This is a genomic window from Exiguobacterium sp. S3 (genome assembly GCF_018617295.1).
Classification (GTDB): Bacteria; Bacillota; Bacilli; order Exiguobacteriales; family Exiguobacteriaceae; genus Exiguobacterium; species Exiguobacterium profundum.
Genome location: NZ_JACSJW010000001.1, coordinates 1 through 16,070 on the forward strand (window position 1 = coordinate 1; position 16,070 = coordinate 16,070).

A 16,070-nucleotide genomic window follows, 5' to 3' on the forward strand; every position below is an offset into this window, starting at 1 on the left:
CGGACGGAACAAACGGCGTCTGACGAAACCGACAATATTGAACATTATTAAACGAGCAAAATTGTACATAAAAAAGTTGACATTTATAACGAAGCAGACGGCGAACAAGACGAGCTTCCCGCTCGGTAACATCGAGCATCATCAATACAACACGGTCGTGGAGACGGACAAGGCGGGCGGCATCGCCTTCCTGCTCGTCCGCTTCTCCTACTGGGGCGAGACGTACTACCTGAGCGCGGAACAACTACGGTACTGGTGGACGCAAAAGGAACGCAAGAGCATCCCGTATCAGTGGTTCGTGGACAACTGCAAGGTGGTCAAGAGTCAGAGTGCGGCGGCGCTCGATTGGTTGAGTGTCGTCAGAGAGGAGCTAGGCAGTGATTGAATGGACGGACACAGGCATGACGCTGTTCCTCATCGGGATATTCGGGGCGATGGCGATCAGCTTACTACGACAAAACGAATAGGAGTGGATGAGGATGACAATTGATTTGATTAATTCTAGGTTTGTCGAATTGAGAAGAACGACGGGGGAGGATAAAGATGTTAGAATAACCACCTTTTCCGAAAAACAAAGTCGAAAATTGAACAGTCAAAAATTTAACGAGATTGTTCCTCTACTTTTAGAACATGGTTTTGTATTGGTTTCGGAATCGCACACTAGTTACGATGTTCAAGTTTTATATTTTCACAAACCGATAAAATTATGAATTGACCAGAAGGAGCCAATAAAAGAGATTGGTGGCTCGTCCATCAAGCTCACAAGGAGGATGAGAGCATGATTTTATCAGAGCAGACGTTTATCGAGTTGGCAGGCAAGCAGGAAGTGTTGGATGCGAAGATTAAACAGGCGAACGGTGTAGAGGAGTTGCCGCTTAGACGGATCGGTTTGTATTACCGCGTTGAATTAGGTGAGTGCATCAACGAGATGAAAGGCGACTTCAAGCATTGGAGTGATAAGCCAATGCGGCGGATGGAGTTTATCGAAGAGTTTGTGGATTGCCTACATTTCTTTTTAAGTTACGTGAATCACGCTATTGTCAATGAGTTTATCCGCGAGATGAACGGACTAACAATCGAATCGGAGTACAAAGACTTGATGGATGATTATTATGGCTACGAAGGATATGTGAACAGCTCTACAGACATTGTTGAACCTGTCGACATTGCTATTGACGCAATTTCCGAAAAGAAGATTTTTAAATCGTTCGCAATCCTACTTAATCTCGTTAAACTTTACGGTTATTCCGAACAGGACATCATCGACACGTACAACCGCAAGAACTCCATCAACCACGAACGTAGTGACTCGGGGGTGTACTGATGCCACTCGAGACACAAGAGGTACTACGCGCATTGATCGAGCAGAACCGACGCATCCAAGGCTATCCGCCGAACTGCGACTGCGGCAACGAGGCGACGTTGCAACAGCCGGACATTTTCGGAGGAACGACGGGGTATTGAAAGAGTATGCGGTATACAAGGGAGACGAGTTGCTTGTCATCGGAACGGTTGATGAGTGTGCGGAGAAATTAGGAGTGCAGCGGAACACGATTCTATTCTATACCTACCCAACCTATCAACGACGGCTTAAAAAGCGCAAGGCATCGAATAATGTGAGGAATGTTGTCGTGCTGAACAATTGACTTTACTATTCATGTACGAATCGTGTACGCGCGTCACGCATATAGAGGATAGACTAAGAGAGTAGAGGACTCGGACGAACCTCCAACCACCGAAGCCGACATATCGACTAGGCTCGTTCCGAGTTCCTTAATTACCATGTCGAATTTTGACATACAGATTCTCCGGCATTTTAATTCCTTATATAGGTAAATATTATTTGTGATGTATTATAATTTATTTACAATTAATTTTGCCTAGGGGGATAATGATGGCTAAGACAGTATATTTTTACAGATTTAATGTTTATAGTTTCGATAATAATACTCAACAAACTATTACGGTTGATAGGGCAAGAAGACAGTTAAACAGATTCGTTGCTGGTTTGCCTTATGAAGAAAGATTTAATGAAGCGGATGTTGCAGCAACATTAGAAACACTTGATGATGATCCAGAAGTAGAAGTGGATATCAGAGAAGAACCTATTCACCTGTTTCAGAACCGGGCTGAAGATGGAGATATATTTTGGGAAGTGATTAGAAGAAATGAAACATATATATTTGGTTTACTAGGCAAGAATATAGACACCTACCTGCACCTCAGAAACAGGAATACTCGTCGTAGTCGTGAAATAGCTAGAGAAGAAGATGAACAGATTGAAGCTACTACCTTCTTCGTAATAAATTTAGAAGACATGGTTTGCGCATTTTTTAGAGAGCAAGGTGCACCTGTAATTGAAGAAATGAATAAATTATTTTATAGAGTACCAGGGTTTGAAAATTTTCAAGTAAATATGGTTCGAATGACTAATGCAGAAGTTTTAGAATCAATTGCTCGAAAAGATGTAATAGCAAGTCTTGAATATGAAATTGAAGTGCCGCAAGAAAGATTTTTCCGATATATCGGTGTATCAAGAGATGATGCATTAAGAATACGAAATTTAGGGTCTACTAAAATGGTTGTAAAATTATCATCTACAGGGCGTAATAATTCTCTTTTACAAGATAGTCATTATGAAGAGAAAGTTGGGTTTTTGACTAGGTTTGGAAGACTCCTTAGAAGAAGAGATAACAATGCAAAAGCAATTATAGGGGCCAAGGACGACGGCGAGAGAAAAACAGAATATTCATTCCTAGATGATGAAATAAATTTAAAAACAATTAAAGATATTGATTATCGAGAAGTGTTACAAATCCACAGAGGCACTCCAGATCGACCCTATAGCGAAGTGCTTTTTGAATACTTTGAAGGTAAGTTATTAGAAGCGTTAGAAGAAATATAATCTAACGATTGGAGGATCCTAAATGGTAGAAGGCTGGGTCACTTTTAGACGTAACATAGTCAACTTTTTGTTAGCATTAGTTAGCTTAAGTATTTTGATTGGGGTTTTGATAAAGCCCGATTTATTTATGATTAATCCAAATAAAGATTTTCATAAAGATATTATTACCTTGTCCTCGGTTTTTGGTGGTTTTTCTTTTACGACGTATGGGATAATTATTGGTCTTTCAAGTCATAAAATAATGCGTACTCTTGAGAGAATGGGCTTTACATCAGCTTATTACATTTCAGTCTCAACAAGTTTAATTACAATTGTTATTTCACTAGTTTGTTCTTTAATGGGTCTATTTATAACGAGATTTAATGAAACAATGATTATTGCAAAATTTGAACTGGCTTTTTTTATAATTGGTGTACTATTTTTTATTGCTTCGATTATAAATGTACTCGATATGCAGAAAGTAATTCGAGAAGAAATAAGAAACTCAGATGATTGAATAGACACTTTATAAGTGTCTTTTTTGTGCCTAGAATACCGCTCACGTGTCGACTCTCCCTAGACATCCCCCAACGTGCGCGGCCTTGTAGACATAAACGAAAGGAGGCGATGAGATGAATGAGCGACAGAAACGATTCTGCGATGAATACCTTGTCTGCTTGAATGCGACACAAGCGGCGATAAAAGCGGGGTACTCCGAAAAGTACGCTGGGCAGAATGCGGACAAGCTACTAAAGAATACTAAAATCAAAGATTACCTCGACAATCGGCTGAATGAGAAGGAGCGTTCGCTCATTGCCTCGCAGGACGACATCTTGCAAGCGTTGACGAGAATTCTGAATGGCGATGAAAAAGGAACCGCTCTCGTTGGTGTCGGGATGGGTGCGCAGGAAGTGTCGCAAGTCCCGCCGACGAACTCTGAGAAGATTCGAGCAGCGGAAATACTTGGGAAGTATCACAAGTTATTCACGGATCGACAGGAAATTGAGATGCGTGGTTCCGTCCAGTTCATTGATGACATCGGTGGCGATGATGGATGAATGTGAAGCGAATTCGCCTGTCCGAGTTGCTACCACCCGCGTTCCATAATTCGTGGCGCGCATCCATTAACCCAGACGTCCTCAACGTCGTCGAAAAGGGTGGTCGTGGCTCGGGTAAGTCTTCGGACATCGCGCTCATCATGACGCAACTGCTCATGCGATACGCTGTCAATGCAGTCGGCATACGGAAAGTCGACAACACGATTGAACTCTCCATCTTTGAGCAAATGAAGTGGGCCATCGAGGAGTCGGGCGTCTCGCATCTATTCAAGGTGAACAAGAGTCCAATGCGCATCACTTACAAACCACGCGGGAATTACATGGTGTTCCGTGGGGCGCAGGACCCGAACCGCATCAAGTCACTCAAATCAGCAAATTTCCCATTCGCTTTCGCATGGATCGAGGAGCTTGCTGAGTTCAAAACCGAAGATGAGGTCACGACCATCACCAACTCCCTGTTACGTGGAGAGTTGCCTGATGGTCTTTTCTATAAGTTCTTCTTCTCCTATAACCCACCGAAACGTAAGCAGTCGTGGGTGAACAAGAAGTATGAGAGTGTCATGCAACCGGCGAACACGTTCGTGCATCACTCGACGTACCTCGACAACCCGTTCATCTCGAAACAATTCATCGAGGAAGCGGAGACGATGAAGGTGCGCAATCCGTTCCGCTATCGCTGGGAATACCTCGGCGAACCGATTGGCTCGGGCGTCGTGCCGTTCAACAATCTTACATTCCGCTCCATCACCGATGACGAGGTGCGTATGTTCGACAACATCCGCCAAGCGCTCGACTTCGGGTATGCGACGGACCCGCTCGCGTTCGTCCGTCTCCATTATGACAAGACCAGACGCCGCATTTACGTGTTGGATGAGCGGTACGGCGTGAAAATCAGCAACCGGGAGATAGCGGACTGGATGAAGGCGAAAGGTTATCACACACACGATACGACCGCCGACTCCGCTGAACCGAAATCGATTGACGAATTGAAGACGCTCGGTATCAAACGGATTCGAGGGGCGAAGAAAGGACCTGACAGCGTCGAGTACGGCGAACGATGGTTGGATGACTTGGAAGAAATCATCATCGACCCAAGACGGACGCCGCATACGGCCCGAGAGTTCGAGAACATCGACTATCAGACAGACCGTGACGGCAATCCGAAACCGCGATTAGAGGACAAGGACAATCACGCCATCGATGCTGTCCGCTATGCACTAGAAGCCGACATGAAGGCGAGAACGTTCGTCGTCGGCAAATCCATCACACGATAAGGAGGTGGTCGCATGGACTACCAGTACGAGTTACAAGCCATCCGAGAGGGTGGCATCACGACAGACCTCATCAAACGGCTCATCGAGAAACACGAGAGCCGCGCTATTGAAATGAAACGACTGTACGAGCGCTACATGCAGAAGAACGTACCGATCCAGTCACGTGACCTCGATGACCCGATGAAGGTCAACAACAAGATTGCGAACGACTTCATGGGCGAAATCGTCGACACGAAGGTCGGGTTCTTCGCTGGGGTGCCGGTCACCTACAACTACGAGGAGGACACGCCGATTGTCAACGACGCCATGCAAGCATTTCTGAACCGCAACCGAATCGCGGACTTGGATGCCGAGGTGACGAAGTGGGCGACCATCACAGGCTACGGGGCGCGTCTCCTGTACCTCGACTTGGACGGTGAACCACGAGCGGTCAACGTGCCACCGTGGGAGGTCATCTTCCTTGGCGACTTAGGTATCGACGAGCCCGAATATGCGCTCCGCTACTACACGTTCGAGACAGCGGACAAACCGAAAGTGCGAGCCGAGTTCTATGACGGGTTTTCCTACGTAACGTTCGAAGGCGAGGACGTGAAGTCGCTCAAACCGCTCGATGGTGTGCAGGAACACGGATTCGAGAAGTGCCCACTCTTCGGATATATGAACAACGAGGAACTGCTCGGGGATGCGGTCAAGGTGCTCGACGTCATCGATGCCTATGACCGTACGCTGTCCGACGTCAACAGTGAGATTGAGGCGTTCCGCTCCGCTTACCTTGCGCTTTATGGCGTCTTGCCACCAGAGGAAGGGGAAGAGGAAGAATCGTTCGCCACGGCTGGGACACTCTACCTCGGCGAAGGACAGGACGCCAAGTTCGTCACAAAGGTTATCCAGGACACGGCGGTCGAGAACCACTTGAACCGTCTGCATGAGAACATCTACCGGTTGAGCGGGACACCTGACCTCACCAGTGAAGGGTTCGCCTCACAGTCTTCAGGTATCGCCATCCGTTTGAAGATGACGGCGCTCGAGAACAAGACGGCGACGTTCGAGCGGAAGTTCAAATCTGCCACTTTACGCATGTGGGAAGTGCTCGCCGATTACTACCGTTTGAAGCGGATTGAGATTGATCCGTATAAGATTGGCATGAAGTTCACGCGTAACCTACCTGTCGACCATCTGTATGAGGCGCAAGTGCAAGCGGCACTCCAAGGACGTGTTCCGAACGAGTATCGGTTTGCGTTACTCAGCGGTGACCACAATCCTGCTCAGATGGTGCTCGATTATGAAGAGGAGATGGCGGGCACGCAACCGCTCGAATCCGTTTTGGTGGATGAGCCGCTATGACGTGGGTCCAATTCTTCGACCTATTGTATGAGGCGCTCACTAGAAAAGAGAAGGACGCGCTGCGGAACATCCGGCGTGAATACGAGAAGGTGGCGCGAGACACCACAAGTGAGCTCGGCGCCATCTTTTCGCGTTTAGCAGACGGCAAGCTGTCAATGCAGGACGTTCGGACGGTGCGTCGCTTACAACGCCTAGAACAACGTCTGACGGCTTCGGCGCTCCGTTTAGGTAAGTACAACCGAACGGTCATCAGCAAGCTACTCGACGAATCCTACGAGTTGTCATATGGCATGCTCGCCTATGCGCTCGACATGGCGGTGGAGCGGACGCTCGAAGGGAAGTCACCAAGCCTCCCACAACTGCTCGCCTTGAACGACGAGAACGGCATCGAGAAGTTACGGCTCAATCAGTCGCTTGAGAAGTCGCGAGACAAGGTGACGAAAGGCATCCAGCAAGCGATTCAACAGGGATTGACCGACGGTGCAACATTCCAACAGACCGCATCGTCTGTTCAACGGGTGTTCGAGATGGATTACAACCGAGCCGTTACGATCACCGAGACCGAAGTCCATCGCATCCGTGAGAAAGGGACGAACGACAAGGCGCAGGACGCACTGCGCCAAGGCATCGTCATGAAGAAACGATGGAACAACGTCGGGGATGAGCGGGTCCGTCGCTCGAACAAAGCGAACCACCGCACATTACAAGGGCAGGAACGTGGCTTGAAAGAGCCGTTCGACCTAGGGTTTGGCATCACCGCGCAATACCCGGGCAGTAGCGGCACACCCCAGAACGACATCCGCTGTCGGTGCTTCGCCTCATACGAAGTCGAGGGCATCCGTGAGTTAAGCATTGCGGACAACCAACAGGCGTTGCTACGAGACTATGAAGCATGGAAGGCGGAGTGACATGAAGCGACCTGGTAACCCGAAACAAGATACCCCGACGCAAATCATCAAGTCATTCGTCGAGGAACACATCAAGACCGCTCAGAACGTCGTCATCATCTGGGACGACGGCGAGAAAACATACATGGACCACAGCGACATGACGAACAAGGATTTATTCTTCCTCGTCGGTGCTGCAGACGCCCAGATGAAAAAAGCATTTATGGAGGACTAACTAAAAACTTGCGGGTCGTATCCTCACAACGCATGACGGGGTGGCGAGCGGAACGCACAAAGGAGCATACACATGGAAAACAACACGAATGAGACAGTCGAAACGGTGGAGACGAATACGGAGACACCGAACGCACTCACGCAAGAAGCAGTCCAAGAGATGATTGCCGCTGCACTCGCTGAGAAGGATAAGGAACTTGACCGTGTCCGCAACGAGTATGGCAAGAAGTTGAAAACGAAAGAGCAAGAATTGCAGACGATCAAGACGTCCAACATGACAGAAGCCGAGAAACAAGCACAGGCGTTAGAGGACGCGCGGAACGAAATCACACAAAAAGAACGCGACTTACTCGAACGAGAAAACAAACTCTTCGCGGTAGACGCGCTCAATAAAGCCGAGATGCCGCTCACGTTCCTCGAGTTTGTGACCAGCGACTCGGAAGAAGTCACCACTAGCAAGATCGAGACGCTCAAAGCGACATTCGACTCAGAAGTTCAGAAGGCAGTGGACGCCGCATTCAAAAACAAAGGGCGCACGGTCGCCAAAGGGACAGGCGGGGCAGTCACAGCCCAAGACTTCGAGAAGATGTCGTACCAAGAGCGCGTCGAGCTCTACAAGAACGACCCTGCGCTTTACAACACGTTGAGCGCGGGCAACTAAACCCAAAATAGAAGGAGTGTTTTTACATGGCATTAGGACAAACACGTGTGCAAGACCTCGTCGTACCTGAGGTAATGGCACAGATGATTTCAGCGTCGCTTCCAGCGGCAATCAAGTTCGCACCACTCGCAGAGGTGGACAACACTTTGGTAGGACGTCCGGGGAACACGGTAACGACTCCGAAGTTCGCTTACATCGGTCCAGCGGTTGACGTAGCGGAATACGGGGCAATCCCAATCGAGCGCATGTCGACGACGACGGCTCAAGTCACAATCAAGAAGGCTGGTAAAGGGGTCGAAATCTCGGACGAGGCTGTCTTGTCGGGATACGGTGATCCGGTAGGAGAAGCGAACAACCAACTCCGTCTCTCAATCGCGGACAAGATTGACAACGACATCTTGGCTGCCGCTCGTGCGGTGACGGCGCTTGTCGCAGGAAATGCAACGACTGAGCTCGGTGCAGCGGTTGATGAAGCACTCGTTGCGTTCAACGAGGAAGAGTTCGGCACATCGGTCGTACTCATGGTGTCGCCAAAAGGACACGCGGCGCTCCGTCGTGACCCGCTGTTCGATAACACGACAATCAAGGACGGCATCCTCATCACGGGTCAAGTCGGGCAGTACCTCGGTGCACAGGTCGTCCTCTCGCGTAAACTCGCAGACGGTGAAGCATTCCTCGTCAAACAAGGCGCGTTCGGCCTTCTTATGAAACGCGACGTCGAAGTCGAGTCAGACCGCGACATCGTTCACAAGTCGACAATCATCACAGGCGACGAACACTACGGGGCATACGTCAAGGACGACTCGAAACTCGTCAAAATCACGCACAAGCCACTCGCATAAGCGGGTGGTTTTGTCGTTTAGAAGGAGGTGGGACGCATGGGAATGACAGCAATCCGCCGCTGGCGTGGTGAAGCACCAGGGAAGTCACTGAGCGCCGAAGAGTTGTTCGAACAGGAAGACAAGTCGAACGAGAAAGCGAAAGCGCCAGCCAAGAAACGTGCCACGAAGAAGGGCGGTGAGGACGCGTGACACTCGCTGAACTGAAGGCCTTGCTCGGTATCCCTGCCGAGGACACATCGCAGGATGCCGTGCTCGAGCTATATTTGGAAGCGGCGCTTGAACAGGCGGTCACCTATTGCGACTTGTTCGACTGGTCACAAGACCCGCTCGTCTTACCCGCGAGCATCACGTTAGGGATCGTTCGATTCGTCCGCATCAAGCAAGACCTAGACGGTCGTTCGGTCGGTGTGCAGTCCGAATCCATCGGAGGAATGTCGCAATCGTTCAACACGGACGCAAGTCAACAGGATCTATTCGCTGATGTTTGGGATTTGTGGAGTGGTTATCACAAACGGAAGAGCGTCTTCCGTGCCGCTCGCTATGCCCATACGCAAGGTGGTGGCGTCTGATGGCGGTGAAACGAGAAGTCGGAGACGGAAAGATTGAAGTCTATGACGAGAACATCCAGAAGGTGCGCATTCTAACAGGGAAACCGGTGAAGCTATGAGGGCGCGTGTGAAAGTGCGTGACCGGAACAGATTGCCTGAAGCCATCCGTACGGTCGACGGGCTCAACAAGCGCAAGATACGGGTCGGTGTCCTCGGTGGAGGGCAGGCTGCCATGATTGCCGCCGTTCACGAGTTCGGGGCGAACATCCCGGTATCGGCACGAATGCGTGGCTATTTGGCGTCGCAAGGGCTGTATCTCAAGAAGTCGACCACACATATCCGCATCCCCGAACGCTCGTTCATTCGGGCGGGATGGGACCAGAACGAGCGGAAGATTGTCACGAAGTATAAAGAACTGATCGGCAAGGCGATCGAGAACGGTATCCCTGCTGACGCCTTGCTCGATGCACTGGGACTCGAGGCGAAAGGCAAAATGCAAGAGTTTGCGCGTGATCTGTCGAGCCCGCCGAACAGCCCGTTCACCGTCGAGCAGAAAGGTTCGAGTAACCCGCTCGTTGATTCAGGGAACCTCATCGGGTCCATTGACTACGAGGTCGAGTAAAGGAGGGGCGTCATGCCACAGCATTATGGATTCAAACGTTTGATTGACCGGTATTCCGTCCCGTTCACGCTCATCTCGTCGTCGGATGGCTACTATGACGAACTGGGCGAATGGGTGGACGGTGTGACGATGGAGACTGCGCTACAAGGTGCGTTAGTGCCGCTCCCTGCCCGTGCCGTCTATCAATCGGGTGGACGTCTTACACAGCGTGACAGACAACTGTATAAGACGGGTGACCCCATCCCAGAAGGTAGTACGGTCGTGTACAAAGGGCATCGTTACAAGGTCGAGTCGTGGACCAATCACGGGGACTACGCCGACTTCGATGCCTATCTCTTGAAGAGCATGTCGAACTTTGACGAGGTGACGCCATGATTGACTATACCGCGGCGCTCACAGCGCTCACAGGGCATCTGAAACAAGGTACAGGGAAACCTGTCGTCTTGGAGAACCAAAGCGCGACACAGCCCGCTTATCCGTTCTGCACGTATTCGATACCAAGTCCGTATCTGCCACAGCGGACGGACTACATCGGAGAGCATATGGACGAGGTGGTCGAGTTCGTCGTCTCGCTCACATGGCACTCCAAGAGCAACATCGAGGCGTTGGCGCTGGCTCAACGGTCCGTGGAGCTACTCAAAACCATCGGCGCAAGACAAGTTCTCGGTGATGATGGATTGACGGTCGTCCGCATCGACGGGTTCACGAACCGTGACACATTCCTCACGATCGACACGGAACGGCGTTACGGGTTCGATGTGCGCTTGCGTACCTTGACCCGTACGACAGGAGAATTGGATGCGATTGATACGGTCGAATTGAATAACACCATTATTTAAAAGGAGGCACTCACATGCCATTACAAGATGTCGTCGTACAAATCGACGTCGCACAACCGGCACCTCGTATCGGATTGGGCACACCGCTCATCCTTGCGGAACAGGTTGGTGCGAGCACGTATAAAGAGTATGCGTCCCTCACGTTGTTGGCGGCTGATTTCGCCAATACGACGGACACATACAAGAAAGCGCAAGCCATCTTCGCGCAACAAGACCGACCAGCCAAAGTCGCGGTCGCTACGTATGAAACGGGTGAACCGGCGATTGCGTTGGAACAGCACTATAACCGAGCGTGGCACTTCGTACTCTTGGCCAACGACTTGGCAGCGGATCAACTCGACGTCGCGACCTTAGTCGCATCGAAAGACTTCAAGTTCTTCGCCGCGCGGGTATCGGACAACGCAGGGCGTGAAGCCCTCGCTGGCAAGCTTCGTACCATCATCTTCGACCACAACGTCGATGGGGAACATTTGGATGCGGCCGCAGTCGGTGCGCTCGGCTCACTCGAAGTCGGTAGCATCACATGGAAGTTCAAAGGTGGATTCGCTGGTATCACAGCCCGCTACCTCACAGAAGACGAGTTGACGCTCATCGAAGAGGATAACGCGATTGCTTACGTCTTCAAGGCGGGCAAGGCGCAGTTATCAGATGGCATCGATGCTGCAGGCGAATACATCGACGCGCTCCACGGACAGGACTTCGTGAAGGTTGACATGGAGAACGAGGTACAGAACGCACTCCAGAACGCACCGAAAGTACCGTATGACGCACGGGGTATCTCGCTCATTGAAGCCTCGGCAACGACGACGTTACAGCGTGCCTTCGGTCAAGGTATCATCGCACAGCGTGAAGATGGGCAACCAGATTACAAGATCCAAGCGCTCACGCGTGAACAGTCGAGTGCACAGGACCGCGCCGCTCGTATTTATAAAGGTCTATCATTCCAATTCGCGTTGGCTGGAGCGATTCATCGGGTCGACCCAATCAAGGGCGAAATCTTAATCTAAGGGAGGTCCACACATGGCTAACACATACACATATGATGCCGCCCTCGTCACGCTTGTCGTTGACGGGCGTTTCATCACGGGCTTTGCCGAAGGGTCGATGGTCGAGGCGGAGAAGGACGAGGATAACTTCGACACGAAGGTTTCCGCTCAAGGAGACGTCGGGGTAGCGAAACGCAACAACTCACTCGGTACCATCACGGTCATGCTCATGCAAGGCTCGCCGGACGTTCTGTACCTCAACTCACTCGCAAACAGCGGGAAAGAGGTCGCAGTCTGGGCACAATCGAACGGAGAAAACGCTGAGAAAGTAGGCGGGACGCGTGCGATGGTCAAGAAGCCGGCAGATGTCGAGTTTTCGGACGAGATTTCAGAACGTGAGTTCGAATTCCAAGTCTTTGACTACACGGTCGGCGGTCAATAATGGCAACCAAAGGCGGTCGCAAGGCCGCCATTCTTCATATTCCAACGAAAAAGGAGCTTTTGCACATGTCAGCAAACCAAAACCAACAGAAACAGGTCACGATCGGCGAGAAAGAATACACGTTACAACACCCGGGCGTCCGTGAGGCGATTAAGTTGCGCGGTCGCGCGAAGGACCATACAGGTCAATTAGACGAGGAAAAGTATTATGAGGAACTCATGAAGCACGTCATCGTGCAGCCGAAAGTCACGTGGGAGACGGCTGAAGACTTGGGGGCATCCGACTTTAACGAATTGATTAAAGAGGCATCGCTCTTTCTTAACGGAAAAGCCTAAGCCCAAAGCGTATTACCGCAAACAGGCGCACTCACAATGGGCGCTATGGCGTCTCGTTATGTCCGAGAAGTTCACCTATTCCGAAGCCATGAGTATGGATACGGACACGATGATGGAGGCGAACGCGGCACTCGATATCTATCGAGAAGCCGAGAACAAGGCGCAGAAGAAATCTAGAAAGAAAAAGGGGTGACAGCATGGCGTTACGTGACACGGAAGTCATTATCGACATCATGGCGGACGCCGACCCGCTCCGCAATTTGAACCGTGAGATTGACGACATCACAGGCAATGCCCAGAACATGGGCGCAAGCCTCACGCAAGCCGGTCAGATGATGGCCGCGGGATTCGGGATTGCTGGCGGTGCGATTGTCGCCGGACTTGGTGTCGCCGTCAATACAGCCATGGAGTTTGATGCCCAGATGTCGCGGACAGGTGCGATTGCCGGTGCGACGAGTGGCGAACTCGACGCCTTACGGGACTCCGCTCTTGATTTGGGAGCGAGCACATCGAAATCAGCGAGCGAAGTCGCCATCGCACAGGAAGGACTCGCGGCACTCGGATTCACGGTCGACGACATCTTGGGCGCGATGCCTGGTGTTATCAGCGCGGCTGAGGCATCAGGTGCAGACATGGCGCTAACAGCCGAGACGATGGCATCTGCCATCAACATCTTCGGCTTAGAGGCGACTGAAGCCACGCGCGTCGCAGACATCCTCGCAGAGACAGCCAACCGTTCGGCGGCAGACATCAACGACATGGGCTATGCGCTCAAGTATGCAGGACCCGTTGCGGCAAACCTTGGCGTTTCCATGGAAGAATTATCGGCGAGCATCGGGATCATGACCAACGCAGGATTAGATGGATCATCTGCCGGTACCGCTTTACGCGCCGGACTCTTGGCGCTCTTGAATCCGTCTGAAGAAAACTCGAAGATGATGCAAGCGATGGGCATCGAAATGACAGACGCCAACGGCAAGTTCATTGGATTGTCTGGTGTGGTCGAACAGCTCGGAATGTCGATGGAAGGTATGACAGATGCGCAGAAGACAGCCACACTAGCTAGTCTAGTCGGGACGGAAGCGTCATCCGGTTTCCTTGCCTTGATGGCAGCGGGTCCGACAGAAATCGACAAGTTTACCAAGTCGCTTGAGAACAGTGCAGGGGCTTCGGATACGGCGGCTAAAGCGATGAAAGACAACTTGAAGGGTGCGGTTGATGAGATGAAGGGGTCCATCGAGACTGCTCAAATCTCCATCGGTAGCGCATTGGCTCCAGCGCTGATTGTACTTGCTGGCGTCGTCGGAAATTTGGTCGGTGCTTTCAACTCGTTGCCTCCTGGCATGCAGAGCACGATTGCAATCGGGGCGGCGTTGACAGGCGTGGTATTCTTGCTGATTGCAGGTTTAGGGCTGTTGTTGATGGCGGCAGGTGGGGTCATTACAGCGGTCACAGCATTAGGTGGTGTGGCGGCGATTCTTTCGACTGCACTTGCGGTGTTGACCTCTCCGATCACCCTGACCATAGCCGGTATCGTGGCACTCGGTGTGGCATTCGGTATCCTCTGGGCGAAGTCTGAGACGTTCCGTAACGCAGTCATGACCTTGTGGTCGGCGTTACAGGTCCAACTCACCACAGCGCTTACAGCCGCTGTTGCATTCTTCCAAGGCATCGGTGCGCAATTGATGGCGTGGTGGCAGACAAACGGCACGATGATTATGGCGGCTGTATCAAATATCGTCAATTACATCATGATGATTTTTCAAACCTTCCTCCCTGTGTTTCAGGGAATCTGGACAATTGCGACTACGATTGTCTCCACTGCATGGACGCTCATCACCGCACTGATTCAAGGGGCAATTGCCGTCATTACCGGTATCATCACCTTCTTTGCTGCCATCTTTACCGGGAACTGGTCCGCGGCGTTTAATGCTGTGTCGTCCATCGTGTCAGCAGGGTCAACTTTATGGACCACCGTCATCGATGCGGCACTCAACTTGATTTCGTCCGTCGTATCGACAGTCCTCAATACGGTGTATCAGACCTTCCAAAACATTTGGAACAACGTGACCACATTCCTTAGTGGCATCGACTTGTACAGCATCGGGTCGGACATCATGAGTGGTCTCTTGAACGGGATAGCAGACATGGGCGAAAGTGTCTTGAAAAAGGCGCAAGAGATCGCAACAGGCATCAAGGACACGGTCGCCGGATTCCTTGGCGTCGCCTCTCCATCTCGCGTCATGATGGAAATCGGGGCGTGGACGAGTGAGGGGATGGCCATCGGGATGGAGAAGAACCTTCCGATGGTGTCCGAATCGTCCGAGAACATCGCGGGAGCGGCGTCTTACACGCCGGAACAGAGCGTCAACAACTCGCGGACACAAACAAGCCGGAGCATCACCTTCTCCCCACAAATCACGGTACAAGGTGGAAACAACGGGCAGACACAAGACATTTCCAATGTGCTCGAGGACATGTTCGCCCGTCTGACAGATCTCTATGACACGGAGGTGGCGTACTAATGGCAAAACTCGGCACGCTCACCCTGTTCGTCGAGAGTGAGAAATACAGTGATTCGGTGGAAGCGACCGCCTATCCGGTCGAGAAAGGTGTCGCCTTCACAGATCATGTGAAGCGCAACCCGAAAACCCTGGCGCTCCAAGTGTTTATGCAAGGCTCGCAAGCATCGAAGAATCTCGCGTCATTACAAGCGCAAATGAACAAAGGGACCATCTTGAAATATATCGGTCGCGAGACGGCGAGCAATGTCATCATCTTGTCACTCGACCACCCTCGTGATGCGTCCATCAAGAATGGGTTTATGTTAGACATCCAGTTGCGGGAAGTCCGCATCGTCAAAAGTGCTTGGGTCAAGGCAAAACCGAAACAAAAGCCAACGCGTAAGCCGGCTGATGCGACCGGGAAGAAGAAACCGGTATCGAAGAAGGCTCGGCCATCAACGGCTCGTTATCACATCGTCAAGGCGGGCGACACGTACTGGGCGCTTGGTCGGAAGTACGGCACGAGCATCCAACAGTTGCGCAATTGGAATCGTTATCCCGACCGTCAAATCCCCATCGGTGTCAAACTACGCGTGAAATAAAGGAGGGC

The 16,070-nt window shown here is 51.2% G+C and carries 23 protein-coding genes; all 23 read left to right on the top strand.

The window, feature by feature from the left end; all coding sequences use genetic code 11:
• A partial coding sequence (locus KNO65_RS00005; protein WP_214780934.1) for a Holliday junction resolvase RecU occupies positions 1–385 on the top strand: 385 nt, incomplete at its 5' end.
• A gap of 393 nt (positions 386–778) precedes the next feature.
• On the top strand, positions 779–1,324 hold the full coding sequence (locus KNO65_RS00010) for a dUTP diphosphatase (protein ID WP_214780936.1): 546 nt from the start codon (positions 779–781) through the stop codon (positions 1,322–1,324).
• Entirely contained in the window at positions 1,324–1,464 is a 141-nt protein-coding gene (locus KNO65_RS00015; protein WP_214780939.1) for a hypothetical protein, read from the top strand. The genes KNO65_RS00010 and KNO65_RS00015 overlap by 1 nt, the downstream gene beginning before the upstream one ends.
• Positions 1,465–1,894: 430 nt before the next feature.
• Positions 1,895–2,905 carry a hypothetical protein gene (locus KNO65_RS00020; protein ID WP_214780942.1) on the top strand — a complete coding sequence of 337 codons (1,011 nt, stop codon included), beginning with the start codon at positions 1,895–1,897 and terminating at the stop codon, positions 2,903–2,905.
• Positions 2,906–2,927: 22 nt separating this feature from the next.
• A complete protein-coding gene (locus KNO65_RS00025) occupies positions 2,928–3,401 on the top strand; it encodes a hypothetical protein (RefSeq protein ID WP_214780944.1) in 474 nt (157 codons plus the stop codon).
• Between the two features lie 115 nt (positions 3,402–3,516).
• Positions 3,517–3,942, top strand: a complete 426-nt coding sequence (locus KNO65_RS00030) for a terminase small subunit (protein WP_214780946.1) — start codon at positions 3,517–3,519, stop codon at positions 3,940–3,942.
• A complete protein-coding gene (locus KNO65_RS00035; protein WP_214780950.1) occupies positions 3,939–5,216 on the top strand; it encodes a PBSX family phage terminase large subunit in 1,278 nt (425 codons plus the stop codon). The genes KNO65_RS00030 and KNO65_RS00035 overlap by 4 nt, the downstream gene beginning before the upstream one ends.
• Positions 5,217–5,228: 12 nt before the next feature.
• Positions 5,229–6,560, top strand: a complete 1,332-nt coding sequence (locus KNO65_RS00040; RefSeq protein ID WP_214780953.1) for a phage portal protein — start codon at positions 5,229–5,231, stop codon at positions 6,558–6,560.
• On the top strand, positions 6,557–7,468 hold the full coding sequence (locus KNO65_RS00045; protein ID WP_214780956.1) for a phage minor head protein: 912 nt from the start codon (positions 6,557–6,559) through the stop codon (positions 7,466–7,468). The genes KNO65_RS00040 and KNO65_RS00045 overlap by 4 nt, the downstream gene beginning before the upstream one ends.
• Before the next feature lies 1 nt (position 7,469).
• On the top strand, positions 7,470–7,682 hold the full coding sequence (locus KNO65_RS00050; RefSeq protein ID WP_214780960.1) for a hypothetical protein: 213 nt from the start codon (positions 7,470–7,472) through the stop codon (positions 7,680–7,682).
• Between the two features lie 72 nt (positions 7,683–7,754).
• Positions 7,755–8,342 carry a capsid assembly scaffolding protein Gp46 family protein gene (locus tag KNO65_RS00055; protein WP_214780963.1) on the top strand — a complete coding sequence of 196 codons (588 nt, stop codon included), beginning with the start codon at positions 7,755–7,757 and terminating at the stop codon, positions 8,340–8,342.
• 26 nt (positions 8,343–8,368) lie between these two features.
• Complete coding sequence (locus tag KNO65_RS00060) at positions 8,369–9,184, top strand: N4-gp56 family major capsid protein (protein ID WP_034806758.1); 816 nt, start codon at positions 8,369–8,371, stop codon at positions 9,182–9,184.
• 36 nt (positions 9,185–9,220) lie between these two features.
• Complete coding sequence (locus tag KNO65_RS00065; protein WP_214780964.1) at positions 9,221–9,373, top strand: hypothetical protein; 153 nt, start codon at positions 9,221–9,223, stop codon at positions 9,371–9,373.
• A complete protein-coding gene (locus KNO65_RS00070) occupies positions 9,370–9,753 on the top strand; it encodes a phage head-tail connector protein (RefSeq protein WP_214780965.1) in 384 nt (127 codons plus the stop codon). Before KNO65_RS00065 ends, KNO65_RS00070 begins: the two co-directional genes overlap by 4 nt.
• Positions 9,754–9,859: 106 nt before the next feature.
• The gene (locus KNO65_RS00075) at positions 9,860–10,354 is read left to right on the top strand and encodes a hypothetical protein (protein WP_353047414.1); all 495 of its coding nucleotides are present in this window, start codon (positions 9,860–9,862) and stop codon (positions 10,352–10,354) included.
• Between the two features lie 12 nt (positions 10,355–10,366).
• Complete coding sequence (locus KNO65_RS00080) at positions 10,367–10,729, top strand: hypothetical protein (protein WP_214780967.1); 363 nt, start codon at positions 10,367–10,369, stop codon at positions 10,727–10,729.
• Entirely contained in the window at positions 10,726–11,193 is a 468-nt protein-coding gene (locus KNO65_RS00085; protein WP_214780968.1) for a phage neck terminator protein, read from the top strand. Before KNO65_RS00080 ends, KNO65_RS00085 begins: the two co-directional genes overlap by 4 nt.
• Before the next feature lie 14 nt (positions 11,194–11,207).
• Positions 11,208–12,200: a DUF3383 family protein gene (locus tag KNO65_RS00090; RefSeq protein WP_214780969.1), complete on the top strand. Its 993-nt coding sequence runs from the start codon at positions 11,208–11,210 to the stop codon at positions 12,198–12,200.
• 13 nt (positions 12,201–12,213) lie between these two features.
• Positions 12,214–12,621 carry a phage structural protein gene (locus KNO65_RS00095; protein WP_034806752.1) on the top strand — a complete coding sequence of 136 codons (408 nt, stop codon included), beginning with the start codon at positions 12,214–12,216 and terminating at the stop codon, positions 12,619–12,621.
• A gap of 65 nt (positions 12,622–12,686) precedes the next feature.
• The gene (locus KNO65_RS00100; RefSeq protein WP_214780970.1) at positions 12,687–12,956 is read left to right on the top strand and encodes a hypothetical protein; all 270 of its coding nucleotides are present in this window, start codon (positions 12,687–12,689) and stop codon (positions 12,954–12,956) included.
• Between the two features lie 58 nt (positions 12,957–13,014).
• The gene (locus KNO65_RS15735; RefSeq protein ID WP_285800690.1) at positions 13,015–13,149 is read left to right on the top strand and encodes a hypothetical protein; all 135 of its coding nucleotides are present in this window, start codon (positions 13,015–13,017) and stop codon (positions 13,147–13,149) included.
• A gap of 4 nt (positions 13,150–13,153) precedes the next feature.
• Positions 13,154–15,481, top strand: coding sequence for a phage tail tape measure protein (locus tag KNO65_RS00105; protein WP_214780972.1), 2,328 nt, complete (start codon positions 13,154–13,156; stop codon positions 15,479–15,481).
• The gene (locus KNO65_RS00110; RefSeq protein ID WP_214780974.1) at positions 15,481–16,062 is read left to right on the top strand and encodes a LysM peptidoglycan-binding domain-containing protein; all 582 of its coding nucleotides are present in this window, start codon (positions 15,481–15,483) and stop codon (positions 16,060–16,062) included. The genes KNO65_RS00105 and KNO65_RS00110 overlap by 1 nt, the downstream gene beginning before the upstream one ends.
• Positions 16,063–16,070: the final 8 nt, after the last annotated feature.